The sequence below is a fragment of the Cohnella algarum genome (assembly GCF_016937515.1).
GTDB classification, from domain to species: Bacteria; Bacillota; Bacilli; order Paenibacillales; family Paenibacillaceae; genus Cohnella; species Cohnella algarum.
The window spans coordinates 1895312-1918808 of sequence record NZ_JAFHKM010000002.1 but is presented as its reverse complement, the minus strand read 5'-3'; the positions used below and the strand labels follow the sequence as shown (position 1 = coordinate 1918808).

General features: G+C 59.1%; 19 protein-coding genes and 1 pseudogene. 4 read left to right on the top strand and 16 right to left on the bottom strand.

Annotation, left to right across the window (positions count from 1 at the left end; genetic code table 11):
* Window positions 1-4 precede the first annotated feature (4 nt).
* From JW799_RS08700 to JW799_RS08675, 6 genes are all read right to left on the bottom strand, one after another.
* On the bottom strand, window positions 5-1900 hold the full coding sequence (locus JW799_RS08700) for a 4-hydroxyphenylacetate 3-hydroxylase N-terminal domain-containing protein (protein ID WP_240353207.1): 1896 nt from the start codon (window positions 1898-1900) through the stop codon (window positions 5-7).
* A 92-nt stretch (window positions 1901-1992) separates the two neighbouring features.
* On the bottom strand, window positions 1993-3387 hold the full coding sequence (locus JW799_RS08695; protein ID WP_080832117.1) for a UbiD family decarboxylase: 1395 nt from the start codon (window positions 3385-3387) through the stop codon (window positions 1993-1995).
* 40 nt (window positions 3388-3427) lie between these two features.
* Entirely contained in the window at window positions 3428-3772 is a 345-nt protein-coding gene (locus tag JW799_RS08690) for a cupin domain-containing protein (RefSeq protein ID WP_080832118.1), read from the bottom strand.
* A gap of 80 nt (window positions 3773-3852) precedes the next feature.
* On the bottom strand, window positions 3853-5292 hold the full coding sequence (locus tag JW799_RS08685; protein WP_080832119.1) for a 4-hydroxyphenylacetate 3-hydroxylase family protein: 1440 nt from the start codon (window positions 5290-5292) through the stop codon (window positions 3853-3855).
* Between the two features lie 485 nt (window positions 5293-5777).
* The gene (locus JW799_RS08680; protein ID WP_176220579.1) at window positions 5778-6443 is read right to left on the bottom strand and encodes a GntR family transcriptional regulator; all 666 of its coding nucleotides are present in this window, start codon (window positions 6441-6443) and stop codon (window positions 5778-5780) included.
* Between the two features lie 89 nt (window positions 6444-6532).
* On the bottom strand, window positions 6533-7090 hold the full coding sequence (locus tag JW799_RS08675; protein WP_080832121.1) for a GNAT family N-acetyltransferase: 558 nt from the start codon (window positions 7088-7090) through the stop codon (window positions 6533-6535).
* A gap of 279 nt (window positions 7091-7369) precedes the next feature.
* Between JW799_RS08675 and JW799_RS08670 the strand changes: the two genes are divergently transcribed.
* Complete coding sequence (locus JW799_RS08670) at window positions 7370-8419, top strand: FAD-dependent oxidoreductase (protein WP_205429415.1); 1050 nt, start codon at window positions 7370-7372, stop codon at window positions 8417-8419.
* A 91-nt stretch (window positions 8420-8510) separates the two neighbouring features.
* On the opposite strand, the gene JW799_RS08665 is transcribed toward JW799_RS08670, so the two are convergent.
* The 6 genes from JW799_RS08665 to JW799_RS08640 form a co-directional block, all read right to left on the bottom strand.
* On the bottom strand, window positions 8511-8867 hold the full coding sequence (locus JW799_RS08665) for a hypothetical protein (RefSeq protein WP_080832122.1): 357 nt from the start codon (window positions 8865-8867) through the stop codon (window positions 8511-8513).
* Window positions 8868-8979: 112 nt separating this feature from the next.
* Window positions 8980-9588 (bottom strand): class I SAM-dependent methyltransferase, encoded by a 609-nt coding sequence (locus JW799_RS08660; protein WP_080832123.1) that lies wholly within the window; start codon window positions 9586-9588, stop codon window positions 8980-8982.
* Window positions 9589-9591: 3 nt separating this feature from the next.
* Entirely contained in the window at window positions 9592-10041 is a 450-nt protein-coding gene (locus tag JW799_RS08655) for a PH domain-containing protein (protein WP_080832124.1), read from the bottom strand.
* A gap of 21 nt (window positions 10042-10062) precedes the next feature.
* Window positions 10063-10572 carry a hypothetical protein gene (locus JW799_RS08650; protein WP_139787050.1) on the bottom strand — a complete coding sequence of 170 codons (510 nt, stop codon included), beginning with the start codon at window positions 10570-10572 and terminating at the stop codon, window positions 10063-10065.
* A gap of 14 nt (window positions 10573-10586) precedes the next feature.
* The gene (locus JW799_RS08645; protein ID WP_205429413.1) at window positions 10587-11246 is read right to left on the bottom strand and encodes an HD domain-containing protein; all 660 of its coding nucleotides are present in this window, start codon (window positions 11244-11246) and stop codon (window positions 10587-10589) included.
* A gap of 87 nt (window positions 11247-11333) precedes the next feature.
* Window positions 11334-11810: a GNAT family N-acetyltransferase gene (locus JW799_RS08640; protein ID WP_080832127.1), complete on the bottom strand. Its 477-nt coding sequence runs from the start codon at window positions 11808-11810 to the stop codon at window positions 11334-11336.
* Window positions 11811-12001: 191 nt separating this feature from the next.
* On the opposite strand from JW799_RS08640, the gene JW799_RS08635 reads away from it, so the two are divergent.
* Genes JW799_RS08635 through JW799_RS08625 form a run of 3 tightly spaced genes read left to right on the top strand, consistent with a single transcriptional unit; the run spans window position 12002 to window position 15244 of the window.
* Complete coding sequence (locus JW799_RS08635) at window positions 12002-12856, top strand: pentapeptide repeat-containing protein (RefSeq protein WP_080832202.1); 855 nt, start codon at window positions 12002-12004, stop codon at window positions 12854-12856.
* Window positions 12857-12900: 44 nt separating this feature from the next.
* Complete coding sequence (locus JW799_RS08630; protein WP_240353206.1) at window positions 12901-13662, top strand: ABC transporter ATP-binding protein; 762 nt, start codon at window positions 12901-12903, stop codon at window positions 13660-13662.
* Entirely contained in the window at window positions 13646-15244 is a 1599-nt protein-coding gene (locus JW799_RS08625; protein ID WP_205429412.1) for a hypothetical protein, read from the top strand. The genes JW799_RS08630 and JW799_RS08625 overlap by 17 nt, the downstream gene beginning before the upstream one ends.
* 115 nt (window positions 15245-15359) lie before the next feature.
* Here JW799_RS08625 and JW799_RS08620 read toward each other — a convergent pair.
* From JW799_RS08620 to JW799_RS08605, 4 genes and pseudogenes are all read right to left on the bottom strand, one after another.
* A pseudogene (locus JW799_RS08620) lies at window positions 15360-16169 on the bottom strand (SDR family oxidoreductase).
* Window positions 16170-16434: 265 nt separating this feature from the next.
* Window positions 16435-19845, bottom strand: coding sequence for a glycoside hydrolase family 44 protein (locus JW799_RS08615; protein ID WP_205429411.1), 3411 nt, complete (start codon window positions 19843-19845; stop codon window positions 16435-16437).
* A gap of 586 nt (window positions 19846-20431) precedes the next feature.
* On the bottom strand, window positions 20432-22444 hold the full coding sequence (locus JW799_RS08610; protein WP_080832130.1) for a sensor histidine kinase: 2013 nt from the start codon (window positions 22442-22444) through the stop codon (window positions 20432-20434).
* 239 nt (window positions 22445-22683) lie between these two features.
* Window positions 22684-23352: a response regulator transcription factor gene (locus JW799_RS08605; protein WP_080832131.1), complete on the bottom strand. Its 669-nt coding sequence runs from the start codon at window positions 23350-23352 to the stop codon at window positions 22684-22686.
* Between the last annotated feature and the right edge of the window lie 145 nt (window positions 23353-23497).

The window sequence follows — 23497 nt, the reverse complement described above, 5'->3', positions numbered from 1 at the left end:
CTTCTTACGCCTCCGGCAAGGAATAGCTGCCGAGGAAGCGGTCGACGAGCCCGACGGCCTCGTCGTAGCCGTAGTTGCGGAACGCGTAGCCCTTCACCACGAACGGCGCTCCGTTGTAGAACATTTCGTACTGCTGGTGCCGGCCTCCGAACTCCGAGCCGATGATGTCCCATGCCAGCTTGAACAGCCGGATCCGCTCCTCCGACGGCGCCCCCGGCGACCGGATGTACCGGCGGATGTCGTCCCGCGTTTCCGGGGCGATCATCTCCTTGTACGACGACGGCACCTGCAGCACCCCTCCGCCGACCAGCTCCCGCAGGATCTTGATCACCGACGCGTACAGCGTGTCCTGCATCCCGACGACCGCGTACAAGTACCTCGCGTTCGGCCGCGCCACGCCGTTCTTGTCGATCACGCAGTCGTACTCCGACGCCTTCAGCATCCCTTCCACCTGCGCCGCCAGCGACGCCAGCTCTCCCAGCCGCTCCTGCACCTGCGGAAACTTGTCGCTTCCGTTCATCATCGTCACTTTCCGCGCCACGCCGATCAGGAACTTCATTTTCGCCGTCAGCCGGATTTGCGCCTGGTTGTTTCCCATCACGTGCGCCGGCGTTCCGTGGAACTGCGCCCGCGTCGCTTCGATGTCCCGGTACACGAAAACATGCTCCCACGGGATGAACACGTCGTCGAACACGACCAGCGCGTCGCTTTCGTCAAACTGCGTCGACAGCGGATAGTCGTACACGCTCGGCTTGTCCGCCGCGAAGCTCGGCCGCGCGTACAGCTTCAGCCCCGGCGCGTCCATCGGCAGCACGAACGAAACCGCGTACTCCTCGTCCCCCGGACGCAGCGGCGTGATGCAGCTGCAGAACAGGTAGTTCGACACCGCCGCGCTCGTCCCCAGCATTTGCGACCCGCGCACGACGATGCCGTCCTCGCGCTCCTCGCACACCCCGACCGGCAAAAACTTCTCTTCCTGCTCGTGCGCCGCCTTGCTCCGGTCGATTTGCGGCGGAATGATCACGTAGGTCACGAACTGGTCGTTGTCCCGCGCATACGTATAAAACTTCTTGACGTTCTCGTACCGCTCCCCGAACACCTCCGGCGCGCTGACGAACCCGGCGAGAAATCCCGCCACGTGGTCCGGGCTCCGCCCGACGAAGCCGCACGTCGCTTCCGCCCATTTCATCAGCGACGCTCTCCGTTCCGCCAGATCCTCGCGGCTGCGCGGAATCATGAAGATTTTGTTCGCTTCCGTTCCGTCCTCCGTCGTATACGTCATTCCGTTCGCCGGGTCCGCCGCCATGTCGTACAGTCCCGCGAACGTGTTCACGATGCCCGCGAACGCCGGATGGGTCGTGACGTCCTTTACCTTTTCCCCGCCGATATAGATCGTCCGGCTGTCCCGCAGCGAGTCGACGTACTGCTTGCCGCTTCTGACCATGCGTTCACTCTCCTTGCCGTTCCAGCGTGTTCTTTGTGTTGCGTATACATTTATTGGCTCCGTTCCCCGGTCTCCGGCGAACTCCGGATGAAACATCACCCGTCCTCCGTGGAAAACCGCCTCCCGGACTTCTTCGATTTTCATTTCGATCCAGGCGGGCCTGGCCGATGCCGCGCCGACATTCGCCGCCTCGACCTTGGCTCGGCCCGCGGCGATCCGCATCGCGCCGTCGCAGATGAAGTGCAGCGACAAGCGAGGGGCCTCGCGCAGTCTCCCGACGAACTCCGACCGCGCATCCATCGCGAACCGGACGGTGTTCCCGTCGACCGCGTACACTCCGGACAGCGCCGTAGAGCAAACGGATCGGCTCGTTCGGTCAAGGACGTTCAGCATGACGATCGTCTCGCCCTGCAAAATTTTCACGGCTTCCGGCGGCAAAACGCCCGGTTCGGTCATCCCTGTCGCTCCCTTGCGCGTTTTCCGGCATTCCGGCCGCCCGGCGCCGGACGACGGCCGACTTCTCGCTAGCCGACTTCTCGCTCGGACGCTCAGTCGGTCTGCAAGTAACGCTTCGCCGTCTCGTCCGGCAGCCGCTCCAGCACCTTGCCCTTGGCGATGAACTCCTTCATGCCGGGAATGACCGTCACTTCGTAGTCCATCGGCTCGGCGTCGAGCGGCACCGTGCAGTCGAAGCCGAGCTTGGAGCCGACGCCGTTGTCGGTGGACGGATCGAGCTTCGAGCCGAGCGCGCCATGGACGACGACCAGGTCCTTGTCGGCCTGAAACCGCGTCGCCACGCACCAGTCCACCATATCCGAATCGAAAATATCGATTTCCTCGTCGACCACGATCACTTTTTTCACATCGTAGTGGCCCGCGAAGGCGGCGAAAATGGCGTTTTTCGCTTCTCCCTCGTTGCGCTTCTTCATCGATACGACCAGATGGAACCGGCACTTGCCGCCCATCGTCAGATGCACGTTGCGGATCGTCGACACCGTGTTTTGCATCGAACGGAGCAGCGACGCCTCGCGGGGAATGGCGCCGAGCAGCAAATTCTCGTCGGAGCCGGCCAGGCACGTTTGGTAGATCGGATCCTTGCGGTGCGTGACGCATCCGATCTCGATCACTTCTTTGTCGCTTTGCAGGCCGTAGTAGGCGGGGAATTCGCCGAACGGCCCTTCCGGCTCGCGAACGTGCGGCATGATTTTGCCTTCGAGCACGATTTCCGCGTCGGCCGGGACGTCGACATCGATCGTTTTGCATTTCACGACCGGAACCGGCTCCCCCTTGAGCGCGCCCGCGATTTCCAGCTCGTCCTGTCCGAGCGGAGCGATCGCCTGCGAAGCCAGCATCAGCACCGGATCGACGCCGAGGACGATCGCGATTTCGAGCGGCTCTCCTTTTTCCTCCTTCTTTTTGAAGGCGTTGTACGTATGCCGGGGAAGGAGCAGGGCGCCGAGCCGGTTCGGGCCGGACACCTGCAGCCGGTGAATCGAGACGTTCTGGATGCCGGTATCCGGATCCCGCACGATCGCGAGTCCCGCGGTGATATAAGGCCCCGAGTCCTTCTCCTGATGAAGCGAAATCGGGAATAAAGAAGTCAAATCGATGTCCTTGTCGATGACGATTTCCTGGACCGGAGCTTCTTCTTCCGCGACCTCCCGGGAAGGCAAAGGGTTGTCGATGGCATCCAGGAACTTCGGAATCATCTCATTCTCCGAGCAGCCGAGCGCCTGCGCGAACTGCGCCCGCGTGCTGGCGATGCCGGAGACGACCGCCATCCCGTACCCCTCCACCTGCGGGAAGAAGACGGCTTTGCTTCCGTCGTACTGCTTCGTGAAAGCGGAAATTTCGAACCTCGTGGAAACCGGCTTGTCCACGGTCGCAAGCTGGCCGCTTTCGTCCATATGCCGGATCCACGTTCTCAGCGTGCGTGATTTCATTTCGCTGGCACTCCCATAGGTTGAATTGGCTGTTTTCGCTTTACTTGGAGTAGTACCGTACCTCGAACGTCTTGCAGCCGTTCGGCGCGATCCACGGACCGTGCTTCATGCCCGGCGGGCGGCAGGCGACCATGCCGGCGGTGAATTCCTGATTGAGCGTCAAATCGATAAGGGAGCCTTCGATGATGTAAAGCTCTTCCCAAAAGTCGTGAATCTGCACGCCGTTCGGCGTCGTGTCCGTTCCCGGAGCGAAGATGAGGATTCGCGTCGCTACCCCGGTGTCCTCGTCTTTGGCGATGACCCGTTCCGACAGTCCTTCCACTTTCGTAAACGGTTTTTCTTCGAATTCGGTATAAGCGGTAAATTCCAGTTCGGGTTTTGCCATGTTCAAACACTCCCATTATTCAAAATTTTCAAACGGCGATAATGCCATTTGCGAATGATTCGGAATACGTTACGATTGACTTACGCCTCCGGCAAAGAATAGCTGCCGAGGAAGCGGTCGACGAGCCCGACGGCCTCGTCGTAGCCGTAGTTGCGGAACGCGTAGCCCTTCACCACGAACGGCGCTCCGTTATAGAACATTTCGTACTGCTGGTGCCGGCCTCCGAACTCCGAGCCGATGATGTCCCACGCCAGCTTGAACAGCCGGATCCGCTCCTCCGACGGCGCCCCCGGCGACCGGATGTACCGGCGGATGTCGTCCCGCGTTTCCGGGGCGATCATCTCCTTGTACGACGACGGCACCTGCAGCACCCCTCCGCCGACCAGCTCCCGCAGGATCTTGATCACCGACGCGTACAGCGTATCCTGCATCCCGACGACCGCGTACAAGTACCTCGCGTTCGGCCGCGCCACGCCGTTCTTGTCGATCACGCAGTCGTACTCCGACGCCTTCAGCATCCCTTCCACCTGCGCCGCCAGCGACGCCAGCTCTCCCAGCCGCTCCTGCACCTGCGGGAACTTGTCGCTTCCGTTCATCATCGTCACTTTCCGCGCCACGCCGATCAGGAACTTCATTTTCGCCGTCAGCCGGATTTGCGCCTGGTTGTTTCCCATCACGTGCGCCGGCGTTCCATGGAACTGCGCCCGCGTCGCTTCGATATCCCGGTACACGAAAACATGCTCCCACGGGATGAACACGTCGTCGAACACGACCAGCGCGTCGCTTTCGTCAAACTGCGTCGACAGCGGATAGTCGTACACGCTCGGCTTGTCCGCCGCGAAGCTCGGCCGCGCGTACAGCTTCAGCCCTGGCGCGTCCATCGGCAGCACGAACGAAACCGCGTACTCCTCGTCCCCCGGACGCAGCGGCGTGATGCAGCTGCAGAACAGGTAGTTCGACACCGCCGCGCTCGTCCCCAGCATTTGCGACCCGCGCACGACGATGCCGTCCTCGCGCTCCTCGCATACCCCGACCGGCAAAAACTTCTCTTCCTGCTCGTGCGCCGCCTTGCTCCGGTCGATTTGCGGCGGAATGATCACGTAGGTCACGAACTGGTCGTTGTCCCGCGCATACGTATAAAATTTCTTGACGTTCTCGTACCGCTCCCCGAACACCTCCGGCGCGCTGACGAACCCGGCGAGAAATCCCGCCACGTGGTCCGGGCTCCGCCCGACGAAGCCGCACGTCGCTTCCGCCCATTTCATCAGCGATGCTCTCCGCTCCGCCAGATCCTCGCGGCTGCGCGGAATCATGAAGATTTTGTTCGCTTCCGTTCCGTCCTCCGTCGTATACGTCATCCCGTTCGCCGGGTCCGCCGCCATGTCGTACAGTCCCGCGAACGTGTTCACGATGCCCGCGAACGCCGGATGGGTCGTGACGTCCTTTACCTTTTCCCCGCCGATATAGATCGTCCGGCTGTCCCGCAGCGAGTCGACGTACTGCTTGCCGCTTCTGACCATGCGCTCACTCTCCTTGCCGTTCCAGCGTGTTCTTTGTGTTGTGTGTAATGTGTTGTGTATGCACAAAATCCGCGTAAAATTCCCCTGCCAAACCCTGTCTTATCGTTATTGCTATGCTAGCATCATTCGTCGATTCATGTCAATAAACTTTACTTTATTCCTAGGAAAATGTCGAAAAAATAGACTTTAACGCCCGGTCATGTCATAGTTATCGCTTTCATGTTGAGAGGTCGGTTTCTCGCCTCATCAATCGGTCGGATCATCTCGAACGGCGTGTCAGCTTTTTTGAAAACGAGCATACGGGCTTGGCGATTGCAAATTAGGGAGTGCAGATTTTGGGTTGCAGGTTTTGCGGATTGGTGCCATTGCTTTTATAAAAGACGATAAGCAGGGCTTGGGGAGCAACGAACACGGTTCCCGTTCGATCGCTTGCTGAAAAGCCGGATGTAGCGGACGAGGAACCGTTTTTTTAGCCGGATCGTTGGTTACGGCTGCACATATAACGACTGCTTCGTTCGTTGCAAATGCTCGCTCATGGAAAGGACGGCTTGCTCCTCGTTCCCGTTCTCCATATTTTCGAGAATGGCCAGGTGCTCTTCCAGGACCTCTTCCATGCGGTTTCGTTTTTTGATCGCTTTCAGGCCGATCAGTTGGGACAAGTTGTGCAAGTTAAGCAAAATTTGTTCGATCAGCTCGTATTTCGAAAACTTCACCAGAGTGGTGTGAAACTTTTGATCGAGATGAATGAACAGCAGATCGTCCTCCGCCTGCATCGCCTCCCGCTGCTGGTCGCAAATGCTTTTCAACTGGGCCAGCTGCCTCGGCGCGAACTCGCGGGTGACTTTTTTGACGACTTCGCCTTCGATCGTGGACCGAAGCAAAAAAATTTGCTCGACCTCGCTCTCGGACACCTTCCGGATCGACATCCCTTTGCGCGGAATGACCGAGATCAGGCCTTCCTTGATCAAGTCCCGGAGCGCTTCGCGGACCGGCGTGCGGGAAGTGTTGAGCAATTCGGCCATCTGCACCTCGGTAAAAATATCCTCCGAAGAAATATGGCCGTTCAAAATGACTTTTTTGATTTCCGAATAAGCCATTTCCTTGGCGGTCGTCGGCTTATGAATCGGTTTTAGGTTGAACTTCTTCGTCATGAACCCGGCCATCATCCTTTCGTTGGTTTTATGTATACACAATACAGGGAAAACTTGTCTCAAGTCAACAGCATTTTTTCTGCCTCGGCTTAGAAAAAGACCGATTTCCCGTACCGTTCGTCGAACTCCCGCTTGGTCATTCCGAAGTAAATTTCGTCGTGGTACTCCCCGTTCGAATAGACCATGCTTCGGAGCGTTCCCTCCCGGACGAACCCCATTTTTTCGTGAAGGCGGATCGAAGCCCGGTTGAACGAATAGACGTGCGGCGTCGCCTTCTGGTAGTTCAGCTCGTGAAAATAATAGCGGACCACCCGTTCGATCATCTCGGCGGCATAGCCTTGCGACCGGAATTCCGGCAGCAGCGCGATGCCGTATTTGAAGGTACGGTTTCGTCTGTGGCAGGCGAACGTATTGATCGTTCCGACAAGCGCGCCGTCGTGCGTCTCGGCGACCAAGCGATAGGAATCGTCCAGTTTGGGCTTCAGCTCGCCCTCGAGCCAGCGGGCTTGCCGGTCTTCCGATTGGGGCAAATACACCATGTCCAAATTGCGGGAAACCTCGTCGTCGAACGCCTGGAACAAAGCGACGTCCGCGGGCGTCGGGACCCGGAGCAGGAGGCGTTCCGTTTTCCAATAGTCGGTTCTCATGCGTATCCTCTTTTCGTCGAATAGTTTTCTTCACGATACAGTCGAGGATATACGCAAAACATATCCTTTCTGCATCGCGACCCAAATCGACAATTTTTGTCAACTCCTTTAACTTCAACGCCGTTCCGCATTTATCCTGCCGGGAACAAAAGCGCGGCGGCGAAAGCCGCGTTTGACATTGAGAATGATTATCAATAAAATGAAGGGAGCATGAGGAACGACTATGCGGACCGGAGGTTTGCGGGCAAAGACGACCGACCCGGGGAGAGGAAACTGCACGTGAGCGAACAGCTGGACCTATTTGACGTAACGATAATCGGCGGAGGCCCGGCCGGCATGTATACGGCCTTCTATAGCGGAATGAGAGATTTGAAAACGAAGCTGATCGACGCCAACGAACGGCTGGGCGGAAGACTGCTGATTTATCCGGAGAAAATGATTTGGGACGTCGGCGGCCTTACGCCGACTTTGGGAGCCAAGCTGATCGAACAGCTGGTCCAGCAAGCGAAGACGTTCGATCCGACGATCGTGCTCGGGCAGCAAATCGTCTCGTTGGGCCGCCAGGAGGACGGCACGTTTTTGCTGACCTCCGCGACCGGAGAACGGCATTGGACCCGAACGGTCGTGCTCGCGATCGGATACGGCATTCTGGAGCTGGCGAAGCTGGAGATCGAAGGCGCGGACCGCTTCGAGGTGACCAATCTGCACTATACCGTGCAGGGCTTGGAGGAATTCCGCGGCAAGCGCGTGCTGATCTCCGGCGGAGGCGATTCGGCCGTCGATTGGGCGAATGCGCTGGAGCCGATTGCCGCAAGTCTGACCGTCGTGCACCGCCGCGACCAATTCGGCGGACATGAGCGGAACGTGAAGAAAATGAAGTCGTCGTCGGCCGCGGTGCTGACGCCGTACGCGATCGAGTCGCTGCACAGCGCGAACGGCCGCGATATCCACCAAGCGGCGATCGCCCATATCGAATCGGGAGAACGGAAGCTGCTGGACGTCGACGCCGTCATCGTCAATCACGGACTGCGGTATAATTTCGGGCCGGTCCGGGATTGGGGCCTGGACATGGGCGATTGGAACGTGCACGTCAGCGGCAAAATGGAAACGAACATTCCCGGCGTATTCGCGGCCGGCGACTTCGTGAAACACGACAGCAAAGTCCATTTGATCGCCGGAACGTTCAACGACGCCGTGCTGGCGCTCAACAGCGCCAAGCTGTATATCGACCCCGAGGCGCCAAAGGTCGCCTACGTTTCCTCCCACAACGCGAAATTCAAGGAGCGGAACCGGCAGCTCGGCGTCGGCGTCGACGATGACGGGCATTGAGTCTCTCCGGCCGGACGGACCGCAAACGCGCTAACGGCTGTAGGCGGCCTTGTTTCGATGTTCCTGAGCTCTATTTTTCATGCTTAGGCGATTAGTGAGTTGCGGTGATCTTCCTCGCTTCGGACGAATCCCCTCCTGCTCGTTTTAAAGCAGCGAATGCGACGATAATACCAATCAGCGCGAACAGTGCCAGACTCTGCATGATGCGATGGAAGAGCAGCGGTTTCGCCAGATTCAGCAAAAAAGAACCCGCCAAAACGGCGAGGCCCCCGTATATGGCCCAGGTCGCCCACCATTTGGCCGCTTTTTGGCCTTCGGCCATTTCCGGGCCGAGAGCGGTCAACGGCATGGCAAAAGGGATAACCGAAGGCTTATACAAACAACCGGCGAAGACGGACAAAAGCGCCGCCGCTCGAAGCACTCGGGTGTGGCTGAATTTTGCCCGCATCCCCTACCCCCATTTTCGTTCAGGCCCGTTATTCACCCATAAAACGGAAACCAAAAGGCAAGAACGGCGTTCTTAAACTTTCAATCGGCGGAAACATGCCCAACCCCGCGCATTAGAGATGATGTCCCGCCGGCGCCTTTTCGAACATGCCTTCGATCATCACTTTCGTTTTGCCGTAATAATCTTCCGCGACCTCCCTCAGCGCTGCCTCTCTCCAGTCCGCGAACAGCTCTCTGCACGTTTCGGGGCGATAAAAATACCTCTCGATCGGATGCTCCTTTCCGGCGTCCTCGTCGTTGGCCGAATTGAGCCGGAACAGGATCGGGCCGCCGTTTTTCAGCAGTCGGCGAATATCGGCAAGGATTCGAATCATCGTCTCGTAACCGAAGTAATGCAGCGAAAGACTCGCGACCGCAAGATCGAACGATTCGTCGGGAAACGGAAACCTGTCGCGCGTATCGTGCAGGAGAAGGTTCGCGGACGGGAACGCGCTTTTTACCGCGGACAAGGCGGTTTCCGAAACGTCCGTGGCCGTAACCCGGTACCCGCAATCGACGAGAAAGGCCGTTTCCTTTCCGAGGCCGCAGCCGATTTCCAGCACGCTCGCGGCCGGATCGCGTCCCCGAATCGGCAAATACCGCCGGAGCCACGAGGAAGTCTTCGCGTTTCCGCCCTGCCGTATCCGGTCAAACACTTCGTTCCAATAAGAGGACGAATTCAAGTTTCACGCTCCTTCCCCGCCGTCATGCGCGACAATGCTCGCGTGCGGACAGCGCTTTTTCAACTCCGTCAAAAAAGCTTCCCGATCCAAAGGGGTAACGTGAATGGAATCGAACCTGCCGAAAAAAATTTCAAGGCGTTCGACGGAAGTGGCGGACGGAGCCGACAGCACGGACCGGATCGGCCGGACTTTCGTAATTTTGCCGTACGGGATCGATTTGGCGAACGGACCCACCCGGACGGTCAGCTCCGATTCATTTAGCGAATAGGAAACGCCTGCCCACAGCCAGACGCAAAATAAAGCAAAGCCGAAGCAGAATACGAAAACGATAGATTTTCCGACGATGCCTTTGCTCGCGTCCAAAAACGGAGGCACCCCGACGAACGCGACGAGCAGCGTGGTAGTCCACATGACGGCGGACATCCAGCGGTCCCTTTTCGGCGCAAACTTCATTCGCACTCTCCCTTCGAGGGTTTAGACGAGCGGCCCTTCGATCGGCTCGCTCAAGATCAAGCGAAACCGAGCTGCTTCGGAATCGTGATTTTTGACATAGATGCGATACTCCCCGTCTTCGGGAACGGGAATGGCGACGGTTTCGGAGCCGTATTCGACGATTCGGCTGTAGATCCGTTCCGTCGCGACGGACATGATTCCGATTTCCAGCTTGCTTTCCGACTCGTTCTCGACGGAAAATTCGACGGTCTCGCCTTTCGTCCACGGGATGATCGCGAAATTGTTGCTTCTCTCCCCGCCGAGCCCGATCGACAAATCCTGACCGTCCATCGTTTCGATGCTGCCCGCTTCGATAACGGACTCCTCCGTCGCATGGGGGGCGGAGACGGACCTCGTCTCGCCGCCGGCGGCCGTCTTCTCTTCTCGCCCGTTCGCCGCCTTATCCGGAGAAGCGAGCGCCCAAACCAGGCCCGCTCCGAGAACGGCGATTGCGGCCGCGCTTGCGATCGCGGCGGTCATTTTCTTGCTCATGACGGTATCCCCTTTCAGCTTCGGCCTTCCCACTCCGACAAGAAGCGCTCCACGTATTGCTCCATATACCGGTGGCGTTCCTCGGCGATCTCTCTTGCGGAGGCGGTATTGATTTTGTCTTTCAGCTTTAACAGTTTCTCGTAAAAATGGTTGATCGCCGTGCTTTTGTCCCGGCGGTACTCCTTCGGGGTCATCGCGTCGCGGGGCGGGAGATCGGGATCGTAAATCGGATGGCCGATCCAGCCGGCGTACAGGAACGTGCGGGCGATCGCGATCGCGCCGATCGCGTCCAGCCGGTCCGCATCCTGCACGACTTGCCCTTCGAGCGTGCGCATCGGCGGATTGGCGCCCGCATTGTACGACATCGTCGCGATAATTTCGAGAACGTGACGGCGGCTCTCCTCATCCAGCGGTTGGCCGTCAAGCCAATCGTCCGCTTTTCGCAGTCCGCTCTCCTTGGATTCGTTGAGCTTCTCGTCCGCGACGTCGTGAAGCAGAGCGGCGAGCGCGCAAATAAAAGCGTCGGCCCCCTCCTGCGCCGCCAATCGCTCCGCCATTCGCACGACCCGGCGAACGTGCCACCAGTCGTGGCCGGTCGGATCGTTTTCCAGCTCCGTCCTGGCGAAGCGTTCGGCTTCTTCGAGGATGCGTTTATGTTCGGCGATGATTTCCATATCGATGTAAAATTCCTTTCCTCTCGGTTGGCCGGTTCGGCCTAATCCCATCATACCGGCAACGGCGCAGCGGCACAAACCCTGCGCTTACCCCGACTGGCGGGATGTAACGTTCCGCCGCAGTTCCAGATGCAGCAAAGGAAAAGGGCGGCCTGTCCCGTCCAGCTCCGAGCGCCCCGTTTGAACGAATCCGTATCGTTCGTAGAAAGAGCGGGCGCCTTCATTCTGCTCGTTCACGTCGACTTTAAGCGCGCTGCCTTTGATTTTCTCCGCGTGTTCGATCAGCCGGGTGCCCGTCCCTTGTCCATGGTGCTCCGGGTCGACGAACAGCATCTCGATTCGGGTCCCGTCAAGTCCGATAAATCCGACGATCTCGTTCGACTCGTTCCGTTCGACCCACATTTCGACTCCCTCCAGGCCCCCGTTTTCCACGATGTTTCGATAAAACCCGATATCTTCCTCGGTCAAAAAACGGTGCGTGGCGCGAACGGCCCGGTGCCAGATTCCGGCCAACCGGCCGTAGCAGTCGCCCTCGCGAACTTCGACTCTTTCGATAGTTCTCATTCGAATTCCTCCTCGCAAAATCCGATGTAATCGTCGGACTAATCGACGGGCTCCATCCAAAATATCCCTGTTATATAATAGACGACCGCTTGCCGCCGCAAGTTTCATTGGAAGGAAACACCTTTTAATCTGTGGCGGATTTATCATAAGATGAAGTTATGGACACGAAGGAAACGGAAGGTATCGTAAAAATGGACAAGCAAACGTATACGGAAGCTTTTCAGGCCGACTGCGAAAACTGTTTCGGCCTGTGCTGCGTCGCGCTTCCGTTCGCGGCCTCGGCCGATTTCGCGATCGACAAAAACGCGGGGCAGCCCTGCCCGAACCTGCGCCCGGATTTCCGCTGCGGCGTGCACGACACCCTCAGGCAGCGCGGGTTTCGCGGGTGCACGGTTTACGACTGCTTCGGCGCGGGGCAGAAGGTATCGCAAATCACGTATGAAGGAAAAGACTGGCGGCAGGCGCCGGAAACGGCCAAGCAAATGTTCGAGGTGCTTCCGGTCATGTTTCAGCTGCACGAGCTGCTTCGGTATTTGGCCGAAGCGCTGGCGCTGGAGCCGGCCCGCTCCATCCATGACGAGCTTCGCGCCGCGTTCGACGCGACGGAACGCCTCACCTTCCTCGACCCCGGCTCGATCTTGAAGCTGGACGTCTCCGCGCACCGCGCGGAGACGAACGTCCTCCTACTGAAGGCGAGCGAGCTTGCGCGGGAAGACGCCCGGCGCAGGTTCAAGGAGCCTTTGAGGAATCCGAAAGCGGCCCGCCGGGGAGCCGACCTGATCGGAGCCAAGCTGAAGGGGGCCGATCTGCGCTGCGCCAATTTGCGGGGGGCGTACCTGATCGCGGCCGACCTCAGAGGGGCCGACTTGCGGGCGGCGGACCTCATCGGGGCCGATTTCCGGGACGCCGATCTCGGGGGAGCCGATTTGACCGGGAGTCTTTTTCTGACGCAGGCTCAGCTCAACGCCGCGAAGGGCGATGCCGGCACGAAGCTGCCGCCGTCGCTGGCGCGGCCGCCGCACTGGTCCGATACCGGGAGACGGTAATGTTGTCCCGCGTATCGCGCCTTATAAACGCGACCGATCGACCGATGTCCCGTAAAAAGAAGTATCGCATTCGAACGGAGGAGATGATTTGGCGCCTGATCCTGGACCATGTCGTCAAGCAATTCGGCGACAAGAAGGTGCTTCAAGGAGCCGGATTCACCTTTCAGAAAGGCAACATTTACGGCCTGCTCGGCCGAAACGGCGCCGGCAAGACGACGCTGTTCAATTGCTTGAGCGGCGAGACGAAGATGGACGAAGGAAAAGCGCTGCTGGAAGAGAACGGCCAAACGAGAGAGCTCCGCGAGCAGGATATCGGATACGTGTACTCGCTGCCGATCTTGCCGGAGTTTCTCACCGGGTACGAATTCGTCAGGTTTTTCATGGACATCAACCGGGACAAGGTGCAGCCGAACCACAGCATCGACGAGTATTTCGAAATCATGAGCATCGCCAAGGAAGACCGGCACCGCCTGATCAAAGGCTATTCCCACGGGATGAAAAACAAGCTGCAAATGCTGCTGTTTCTGATCACGAAGCCGCCGGTCATTTTGCTTGACGAGCCGCTCACGTCCTTCGACGTCATCGTCGCGCTGGAAATGAAAAACCTGCTTCGCGGGATGAAGCAGGACCATATTTTGATTTTTTCCACGCATATTTTGCAGCTCGCTTCCGATTTGTGCGACGAGCTTGTCGTGCTGAACAACGGCCGCCTGTCGTCGGTTCCGTCCGATCTGCTGCGCAGCCCGGAATTCGAACGGAGCGTCATCGAGCTGCTGAAGGATGAAGGCCATGCTGAGGACGCTTAATACGCTGCTCGCGATCCGGACGTCCTCCGCCGCCAACCGGTTTTTCTATTATGTCAAGCGGCTTCCGCTCGTCGGCGGGCGGGTGTCGGACGGCGTTTATTCCCGTCTGAAGCTGAAAAAGGCGGCTTCCGTCGTCATGCTCGTTTTAAGCCTTCTGTGGCCGTTTTTGACGAAAATAGCTTATATGGGTCTGCTCGTCTATTTGCCGGTCGCCTTATGGGGGCAAACGCTTCCGCAGGAGGAACGGCTGCTGCTGTTTTACCATATTTTCGCCATGCTCAGCTTCGTCGTCGTCAGCTTCTCCAGCGCCACCGTTCTGGAGCCGAAACGGGAAAAATACATCGCGGTAAAGCTGATGAGGATGCCGGCCGGCCGTTACATGCGGACGTCGCTGACCTACCGGTACGTCTTGTTTTTCGTATCGTATGTGCCGGCCCTGTTTCTGTTCGCTTCCCTGCTTGGCGCAACCCTCTGGCCGTGTATCCTGCTGGCTGTATCGGTCGCCTTGTGGCGGGTGTTCGTCGAGTTTCTTCACCTGAAGCTGTTTGACAAAACCGGACACGTGCTGATCAAAAACAACGCGGTCGTTTGGCTGGCGATCGCCCTCGGCTACGCGGCCGCCTATTTGCCGATCCTGTTCCGGTTCGCGCCGCCGACCGGATCATTGCTCGTCAATGTGCCGGCAACGCTTGCGATTGCGGCCGCAGGCTTATACGCGACGGTTCGGCTCGCGCGCTACCGCGATTACGCGGGCGCGGTGGAAGCCGCCGCGAAGCGGGACGACCCGCTGCTGAATATCGGGCAGATGATGGCGGACGCGCAGAAAAACGAAGTCAAAACGAAGGAAAGCGACTTCTCGCCGAAGGCGCTGAGCAGCGACAAGTTTAACGGCAAGGAAGGGTATGCGTACCTGAACGCGCTGTTTTTCGCCAGGCATCGGAGCTTGGTCAACAAGCCCTTATACGTTCGGCTGGCCATCGTCGGCGCGCTGGCCGCGATCGGCGTCATTTTCGGAATCGCGTACCGCGAACATGCCGCCGCGCTGGACTTGGGGGCGCTTGTCCCTTACACGGCGATTTCGATGTTCGCCCTGTCGGTCGGAGAAAGGGTGTGCCGGGCGATGTTCTATAACTGCGATCTCAGCCTGCTGCGCTACGGCTTCTACCGGAACGCCGTCCCGCGGCATTTCCGGATCCGCCTTGCCCGGATGCTCGGCCTGAATCTGCTGACGGCCGCCGCGCTCGGAAGCGCGCTGACCTTGTTCGCCTTGGCCGCCGGGGTGCCGATGGACCGGGATCTTCCCCTGCTGTGGATCCTGATTCTGTCGTTTTCCGTCTTTTATTCGGTCCATCATTTGTTCATGTACTACATCTTTCAGCCGTATACGACGGAACTGAATTCCAAAAATCCGTTCTATCACGTGATCAACTCGCTCGTATCGTCGGCCAGCGGATTCAGCATTATCTATCGGGGACCGGCCCAGGCGTTCGCCATCGCGATACTCGTTTTATCGCTCGCCTATTTGACCGCAGCCCTCATCCTCGTCCGGAAATACGGACACCGCACGTTCCGGGTAAAATGACGCCAAGGCGTTTGAAACCCGCCCTTCGGCGGCGGGACGCTTTCCGGATATCGCGAAAAAGAACTCCCGGTTTCGCTCTGCTAGCGGTCCGGGAGCTTCTTTTTCAACTATTTTCCTACAATAACGTTTCCGCGCCGTCGATAAAGATTTCCGTTCCGGAAATATGGCTGGACTGCTTCGAGGCGAGGAACAGCACGAGATCGGCCACCTGCTCCGGCTTCCCCGGCCCATGCTCCAGCGGCTGGTTGCCTTCCGGATATTCGACGGGGATGTCGATTTAATCGACCTGCTTCGTGCGATTCGTATTTTCGCCGATATGGGTCTCGATCGCTCCCGGGCAAATGACGTTGACGCGGATCTTGTAGCGGGCCAGCTCCAAAGCGGCCATTTTGGCAAAGGCGACCTGCCCCGCCTTGGAGGCGCTGTATGCCGCCATGCCGAAACCGGAAAATTTGCGGCTGCCGTTGACGGAACTCGTAATGATGACGCTTCCGCCCGCCTGCTTCATATGGGGGATCGCGTATTTGACGGTCAGAAACGTTCCCTTCAAGTTCGTCGCCAGCGTCTTGTCCCAGTCCTCCGGCTGCAGATCCTCGATCGGGGAGAGCGTTCCGTTAATGCCCGCGTTCGCGAACACGACGTCGATGCGGCCGAACCGGTCGACGGCCGTCCGAATCGCCTTCTCTACCCGCTGCGGATCCGATACGTCCGCGTCGACGAACAGGCTTTCCCTGCCCATCTCGCGAATTTCCCGTTCCGCCTGTTCGGTCCGGTTGTCGTTCAGATCGATGAGGCAGACGTCGGCCCCGTTGCGGGCCAAGTGAAGCGCGGCGGCGCGCCCGATCCCCGATCCCGCCCCCGTGATGACGGCTGTTTTGCCTTTCAGCCGAAGTTCGCCGGGTTCTCCCTGCCGATAGTTGTCCAAGTTGTTCACGCCGTTCCCTCCTTTGGGTTCCTTTACCCTGAATATAAGTCGTTATGTCCATTTTCAAACATTCGTAATCAGTCGTCCTGGTTATAACGGAAAGTTTTCACTAACGTCATCAACCCGTTCGCTTGGCCTGTGATGTGTTCTGCGGCGTAACGATTTCCTCTACGGCGGCGCTCACTTCCATCGATTGCGCAAAAAAACGCCCCCTCCGCTTGATTGCGGAAGGGACGTTGCCGTTGTCCTTATTTGGATCTCCTATTTAATTTCCCTGTACGACAAGGAGCGTCGCGGAGCGCTTCGGCAGCTCCAGCGTAACGGACCCGTCCGCGCCGAGGGCGGCCCCGCCGATCGCGCCGAGCCGCTGCTTGGCGTCGAACCGGTACAGCTCGCCGGTCGCGCCGCCGGCCAGTCCGGTATTCACGGCGACATCCCTCGTCAACGTATCCTTGTTGAACAGAAGCACGTACGTCGTTCCGTCCGTCCCTTCGATCGCATAGGCGCCGACGGCGTCGAAGAGCGACGAGCTCGCCGCCACGCTGCTGCCTTCGATGCGCGAGCCGTTGCCGTCATAGTCGAGGTACAGCTTGAACGCATCCTCGATCGGAGTACCGGCCCGGAAGTTGCCGAAACGGGTAGCCAGATCGACGCCTTCCCTGCCGAAGATGGCCAGCGCTTCCGCCTGGGCCAACCCGGCCGTAATGCCCGTGCCGTTGCCGAAGTTGTACTCGGTGATCGCGAGCTTCAGTTCCGGCATGTTGTTCGCGATGATTTCCTTCATCCGGGGAATCAGCCGGATCGGTTCCTGGATCCAGGATTGATCGACGAAGTTTTCGTCGTACAACGATTTGAGCGCCTGAAAGCGCCGCTTGGCCGCCAGCGGGCTCTCGTCTTCGGACGGAACCGCGGGCTCCTGCGAGTAGTAATGGATGTCCAGGTAATCGATCAGCCGGACGCCGGTATTCGCTTCGTGATTTTTTACCTGCTGCACGTACCATTCCAGGAACGGCGTGCCGCCGTGGGCCTGGCGGTCCGGTCCGTCGGCGCACGCGTCGGCCGAAGAATAGAAGTAGCCGCACCAGCCCCACGACACCGGTCCGAACAGCAGCGCGTCCGGATCGGCCTGCTTGATCGCCGAACCGTACGAAACCGTTTTTTCCCAGAGCTCGTCATAGGTCGGAGGTTCCGGGTGGACGTCGCGGTGCGTCACATGCCAAATTTCCGGCTCGTTGTCGAGCGCGTACATGCGCACTTTCCCATTGGTTCTTTCGTCGATATGCTGGATCCAGCCGGTCGCGAATTCCGTGCCGACCCGCTTCGACGTATCCGTCGGATCGTTGCCCGTGACGAGCGAGCCGTCCGGGCGAACGCCGTTGCCGGCATCCCGCAAATCCGGGGACCATTCCAGCTGCGAACCGTACTTTTCCTGCGAAAATCCGTAGCTGACCGTCCGGTCCTTCGGCGTCCAGCCGATCGTCGGAACCGTAATCAGCACGTTGTCGCCGCGCCCCAGCACCCGGTCAATGAACCGGTCGGACATCGAACCGTCCGGCAAGTCCTGCGGGTTGTCATTGTCGTAAGGATAATTGATATAGAACCAGTCGTCCGCCCGGTTGGCCGTATCCAGCTGCCAATTGTAACGCGTCGTCTGGTTGCCTCCCCAACGCTCGATCGGGAACGGCAGCGTCGAGTCGGTCGGATGGTTATCGTCGAAATTGATGCCGTAAATATCGCCGCTGATCGGGTTTCGCTCCGACGCCTGGTCGACCGTCACCGTAATTTGCGGGAGCTCCGGTTCCGGCAAGCGTCCCGGGTTCGGATTGGCCAGCAGCGCGATATCGTCGATGTAGACCGCTTCCTGATCCTCTTCGGTGGCCGCCTGCACGATGAGCCCGTCTAACGAACCGCTCTCCAGTCCCAAATCCGCCATGCTGACCGTCACCTGGGTCCACTGCCCCGCGGGAATCGAACCGCCCGGCAGCAGCTCTCCGACGGGAACCGCGCCAAGCGACTGATTGCCGTCATAGACGTGAAACAACAGCTCCTGCCCGCCGCCGCTGCCGCCATGAAGCCAGAACCGGAACCCGTAATAGCGTTCAAGGTCCCGCTTTTCGTCCCCGGAAATCCAGACGCCGTCCCAACCGTCCGGCTCGAACTTGATCGAGACGCCGCTTCGGGCCTGTTCGACGCTCGCGAAATCTTTCTCGTGCCAGCTGAAATTGTTGAATCCTTCCGCCAGCGCGTCGACATACACCGGCTCCTCCAGCGTGCCGGTAATCTGAACATAGCCCTCCGCCGTAAAGGTTCGGTAGGAAGCGGTAATTTTGGCGATGCCCTCGGACAATGCGGTAAGCCTTCCATTTTCTACGGACAGAAGCTCCGGCCGATCGACCGACCATTCCGCTTCCTCCGTTACGACCGGCGTATCGCCGGACACGAGGAACGTTTCCGCCTCGATCCGCCGTTCCTCTCCCGGCATCATGACGAGGCGGGGCTGGCTCAGCCGCAGCTCGGCGACGGCGGCTTGCGCGGCTTTCCGGGAGGTAAGCGCAATATCGTCGATATAGATCGGCTCCTGCGCCCCGGGGGTGCCTCCGATCAGCCGGAAACCGTCGAACAGTCGGGCCGGAAGCTGCAGCTCGGCCAGATCGACCTCGACCGCCGCCCAGCTTCCGGCCGGCACGCCGTCGGGCAGCCAATTTTCCAGCGGAAGGGTCGCGGCGGCTTCGCCTCCGGCCGTCAGCACAAGCGTGACGGATTGGCCGCCCGTCTCTCCGCCGTGCACCCAGAAGCGAAGCTTCTCGTAATCGTTGACGGTCAGCAGTTGGCTGCTATACAAGTACAACGCCTCGTCGCCGTCAGGCGTAAAGCGGATGGAGCGCGTGCCGGTCCGTCTGACTTCGCTTTCCTCCAGACTTGCCTCGCCCCAACTGTAATCGGTGACAAAATCCGCCAGCCGGTCATCGTACAAATAAACGCCTTCGATCGGTTCGATCGGTTCAACCGGTCCGGGATCTTCGCCTCCGGGATCTTCGCCTCCGGGTTCTTCACCGCCCGGGTTTTCGCCACCCGGCTCTTCGCCACCCGGCTCTTCGCCACCCGGCTCTTCGCCCGGTTCGGCCGCGCCGGTAAAGCGCATCCGGTCGATGAAAACGGGCGACTGCGCTCCCGAGCCCCAAATCTGGATGCCGTCCAGCAAGCCTGTCGCTCCGGCATCCGCAAGCGGCACGATCACTTCCGTCCACTCGCCCGCCGGCACGCCGTCCGGCAGCAGGCTTTCGGAAGCGAGCTTGACGATTTCATGTCCGCCCAACGTAAAGGCCAGCGCGAACGATTGGCCGCCGCTCTCTCCGCCATGCAGCCAAAATCTGAACTCGCCGTAATCGCCGGCATTCATGACGCGATCTTTGTACAGATAGATTGCCTGTCCTTCATTTGCCTCGAAGCGGATGGAACGGCTTCCTTCATACACCGTCTCCGTTTCCTCGAGGCTTACGCCCGACCAGCTGTAGTTGTAAAACGATTCCGCCAGTTCGTCTGCATAAACGCTCAACTCCGCAGCCTGCGAACCGAACGTGCGGCTTGCCGGTACGGCGAATTGCGACAGCAGCAGCGCCGCGATAAGAGCAACCGCCCATACCGGGCGTCTTCCTTTCCCGATCCTCTCTCCCATGTCCAGAACTCCATTCCGTCGATTGATTGTACCCCGTTGATTGTAAAAAAACGCAGGCCGCGGCAATAGTTACAAACCGTCATCTTTTTTGTCATCCGAGTCATAAGCTTGCGACGAGCCGATGTCTCAGATTGCATATTGGCGCCAAAACGGCGGTCTAAGAACAAGCAAATTACCCCCGACAAAGGCGACCGTCGTCGGCCGCTTCAAGCATGCGCATGGCGGGGCCGAGATGAGTCGCCACGACTCATCTGGATCGTTAGCGGACGTGCGGAGGCGGCGAGATGAGTCATTTTTACGCAACTGCTCGCGGCCGTATGCGCATGGCGGGGCGAGATGAGTCGCCACGACTCAACCGGGCCGGCAGCGGACGTGCGGAGGGCCGAGCCGGCTGTCGGAGCGGATGGGGGAGATGTCGCAGGAATCGAGCGGTGAAGATTTTAAACAATCCTTCGTGCAAAAAAAAGCCGCTCCGCGTCCTCCCGCCAGGGAGCCGCGAAAACGGCGATTTTCGGCTTGCGGCCGTATTGGCCGTTCATTTCTTTTCCGGGTCGCGTTCCTGCCTGCCGATCAAAGCTGCTGGCTCCTAAGCTGACAGCGGAATGACGATGGCCAGCTCGCAGCCGGCCGGCGAGCCGTCCGGGGCGGCGGACGAACGAATCGCGACCGAGCCTCCCAGCAGTTCCACCCGCTCCATCATCGCGGTCAGACCGAAGCCCGGCGTTTCCGAACCGAACGGAAGCCCGTCGTTGACAAGCCGGAACATCAGCTTCCCGTCGGACGTTCGAAGCGTAAAACGGAAGCGTTCGCCGCGCCCGTGACGGATTCCGTTCGTCAGCCCTTCCTGCAGCGCATGGTACAGCACGCCCTCCGTCACTTTGCCCAGCGGCAGCTCCGGCGGCAGCGAAATCTCGCTGTCCACCTTGATTTCCATCGTATCCTCCGTATATTGGATCAGCTCGCGCAGCGACGCCTCCAGCGGAAGCGGCTGCTCCTCGTCAGACTTCATCAGCCTGACCGCTTTCCGAATGTCGTTCAGCCCCTTGCGCACGAGCTCGCTTAGCAGCTCCAGCTTCTCCTGCTGAATGCTTCCTTCCCGGGCGGTCAGCTTTTTCGTCGCTTCCAGCTGCACGATCGCGGCGGTCAGCGTATGCCCGACCACATCGTGCATTTCGTAGGAGATCCGGTTCCGTTCCTCCAGCACCGACATTTCCGCCAACGTTTCCGCCTTTTCGCGAAGCGTGACGGCCAAAGTGCGGTTGGCCTGCTCCAGCTCGGCCGTTCTCTGCTCGACTAGATCTTCCAGATTGCGATGGAAGTGCTCCAATTCCTGATTTTTGACCAAAAGCTCGGCCGCGCTGCGCTCCGCCTCCAGGTGAACCCGCCGCACCCGGCTGACCAGCACCATCGCCATGCAGATTATGAACAGAAACAGGCTGTTCGGCATCAACCCTTCGATAATGCGGTAAAGATAAGTCCGCGAGTTGAGCAAGACGGTCAGCAGATCGGGAAACAAGTTCGAGATAAGACTGAGGCTCGCGAACGGCATAAACGTCCAGTAGCCCCGCATAAGCCATTGCCGCTCCAGCAGCATGCCGGGCGGCACCTCCTTCATCGCGGCCCAGGCCTTCCTCCCGGATTGCAGGGCAAGCACGCACGAGACGACCGAAAACATAATCACCACCGCAATCGCAACGCCCGCGAACGTGTACTTCTTGTACCATTCCGGAAACCCGATCGCGCAGACGACGACGCTGGCAATCAAAACCGTCAAAGCGACATGCGCGATCCGGACAAGCCGCTTGTCCACAGTTGGAAGCGCATTGCCGTAAAACCCGATGCCGGCCCATACGGAGATCGGAACCAGCATCAACTGCCAGTAATAGATCTCCTTCATTTGGACGAACCATTGCAACGAGCGGCAGGAAAGCAAAAAGCTGAAGCCGATGGCCAAAACGAACAAAGAGAACCAGCCGAACAGCGCCTCCCTGCTTCGCAAGAACAGCGCCAATCCGACGATGCCGGCCGTAATGCCCAGGATCGAATAGACGATGTAGGAAAGCTCGGCCTTGATGAGCGCATACAGGATTTGATCCGGCTCGCCGGCAAGCGCCAGATCGTTGCCGAACAAGGGTTCCGCCGTCCACTCCGTCCGGATCAGCAGCGTCTTTCCCTCGTCCTGCGGACTGACCGGAACGGGATGAAACACTTTCATGCCATTGATATGACGCCGGTTCTCGTCCATGTTAAACCGGTACAGCAGGTTCCCGTCCAGATACGCTTCAAACCGGTTCATCATGGAGAAAAAAAGATACGGACTGCGCCAGTCGAGCTCCGGCAGACTGCGCTGCAGCCACACCGTCCCCCGATATTGCCCCATAGCGGCCCTCGTGTCGGCGTTCAAGGGCGTCCAGTCGCCCGGAGAAGGTTTTTCCGTACCGAAGGCGATCTCCCAATGCTTTACAAGCGTTACAAAAGCTTTGCGGTCCCCGGTCATCCGGTCTTGCCGCTCCACCAGAAGCGCCGGAAGAAAGGCGCAGATAATAATGGCGCAGAAGAGGCACCAGATCAGAAGGGAAACGCGTTGCCTTTTTTTCATAGCCACCGCAGGCTCCTTCGCGCGGAGAACATACCGCTCCGTCGCGTTTCATACATGCAGTTTAACATAGAACCGCACCGGACAAGCAGGCTGTCATGCAGAACATGACAAATATGACAAAAATCATGACTCCCGTCACCTAAACGACGGCCGACGTTCAGACACCCTTCCGATAGCGGAATGGAGAGCAAGGCAAAGCAGCCCCCGCATCGCGGCGAACGCGACGGGAGGCTGTCTGGCTAAAGCAAGGTCTTCAGCATCGGCTTCAGCATGGCGATCGCGGCCTGCCGGTCGCTCGTGCCGAGCTTGTTGTAAATGACGCTCACGTAGTTGCGGACGGTCCCTTCGCCCATCTTGAGCGAAGAGGCGATTTGGCGGTTCCCATAGCCTTCGATCATGAGCATAATAATGTTCCGTTCGCGCTCCGTGAATGCAAGGTTCGCTTCCTTCAGCTTGTCCTCGTCGAATGCGTCCCTCCTGCCGCCGGACATGACGGCCGCCTTGGCGGCGAGCCTCGAAGCGATCGGAGCCGGCAGGATGACCCCGCCGTTCATCGCCTCGCGAATCGTCTGCACGATTTGCCGCGAAGGCATGTCTTTCAGCAGGAAGCCGTCCGCCCCGCCCGCCATCGCATCGACAATAAACTGGTCCTCGGCAAACGTGGTCAGCATCAGGACGACGGTGCCGGGGAGCTCGCGCTTGATGGTTTTCATCGCTTCGATTCCGTCCATCCCCGGCATCTTGATGTCCATCAGCACCACATCCGGCCGGTGCCGCCCGGCTGCGGCGACCGCTTCCGCGCCGTTCTCGCACAAGGCCGCGACCCGAAAACCTTCTTCCATCTGAAGGATCGTCTGCAATCCTTCCCGCAGCAGCCGCTGATCGTCCGCAACTACAATCGATATCATCGCGTCGCCACCTTGTCTCTCTCGGTTCGCTCCATTTCCTAGATAAAGTGTAACAAACCGTCATCTGCCCGTACAGCCCTATTCACGATCCCGTGACGGCCATGACAAAAATCGTGACGGGACGTCATCCGCCGATTCGGCGGGC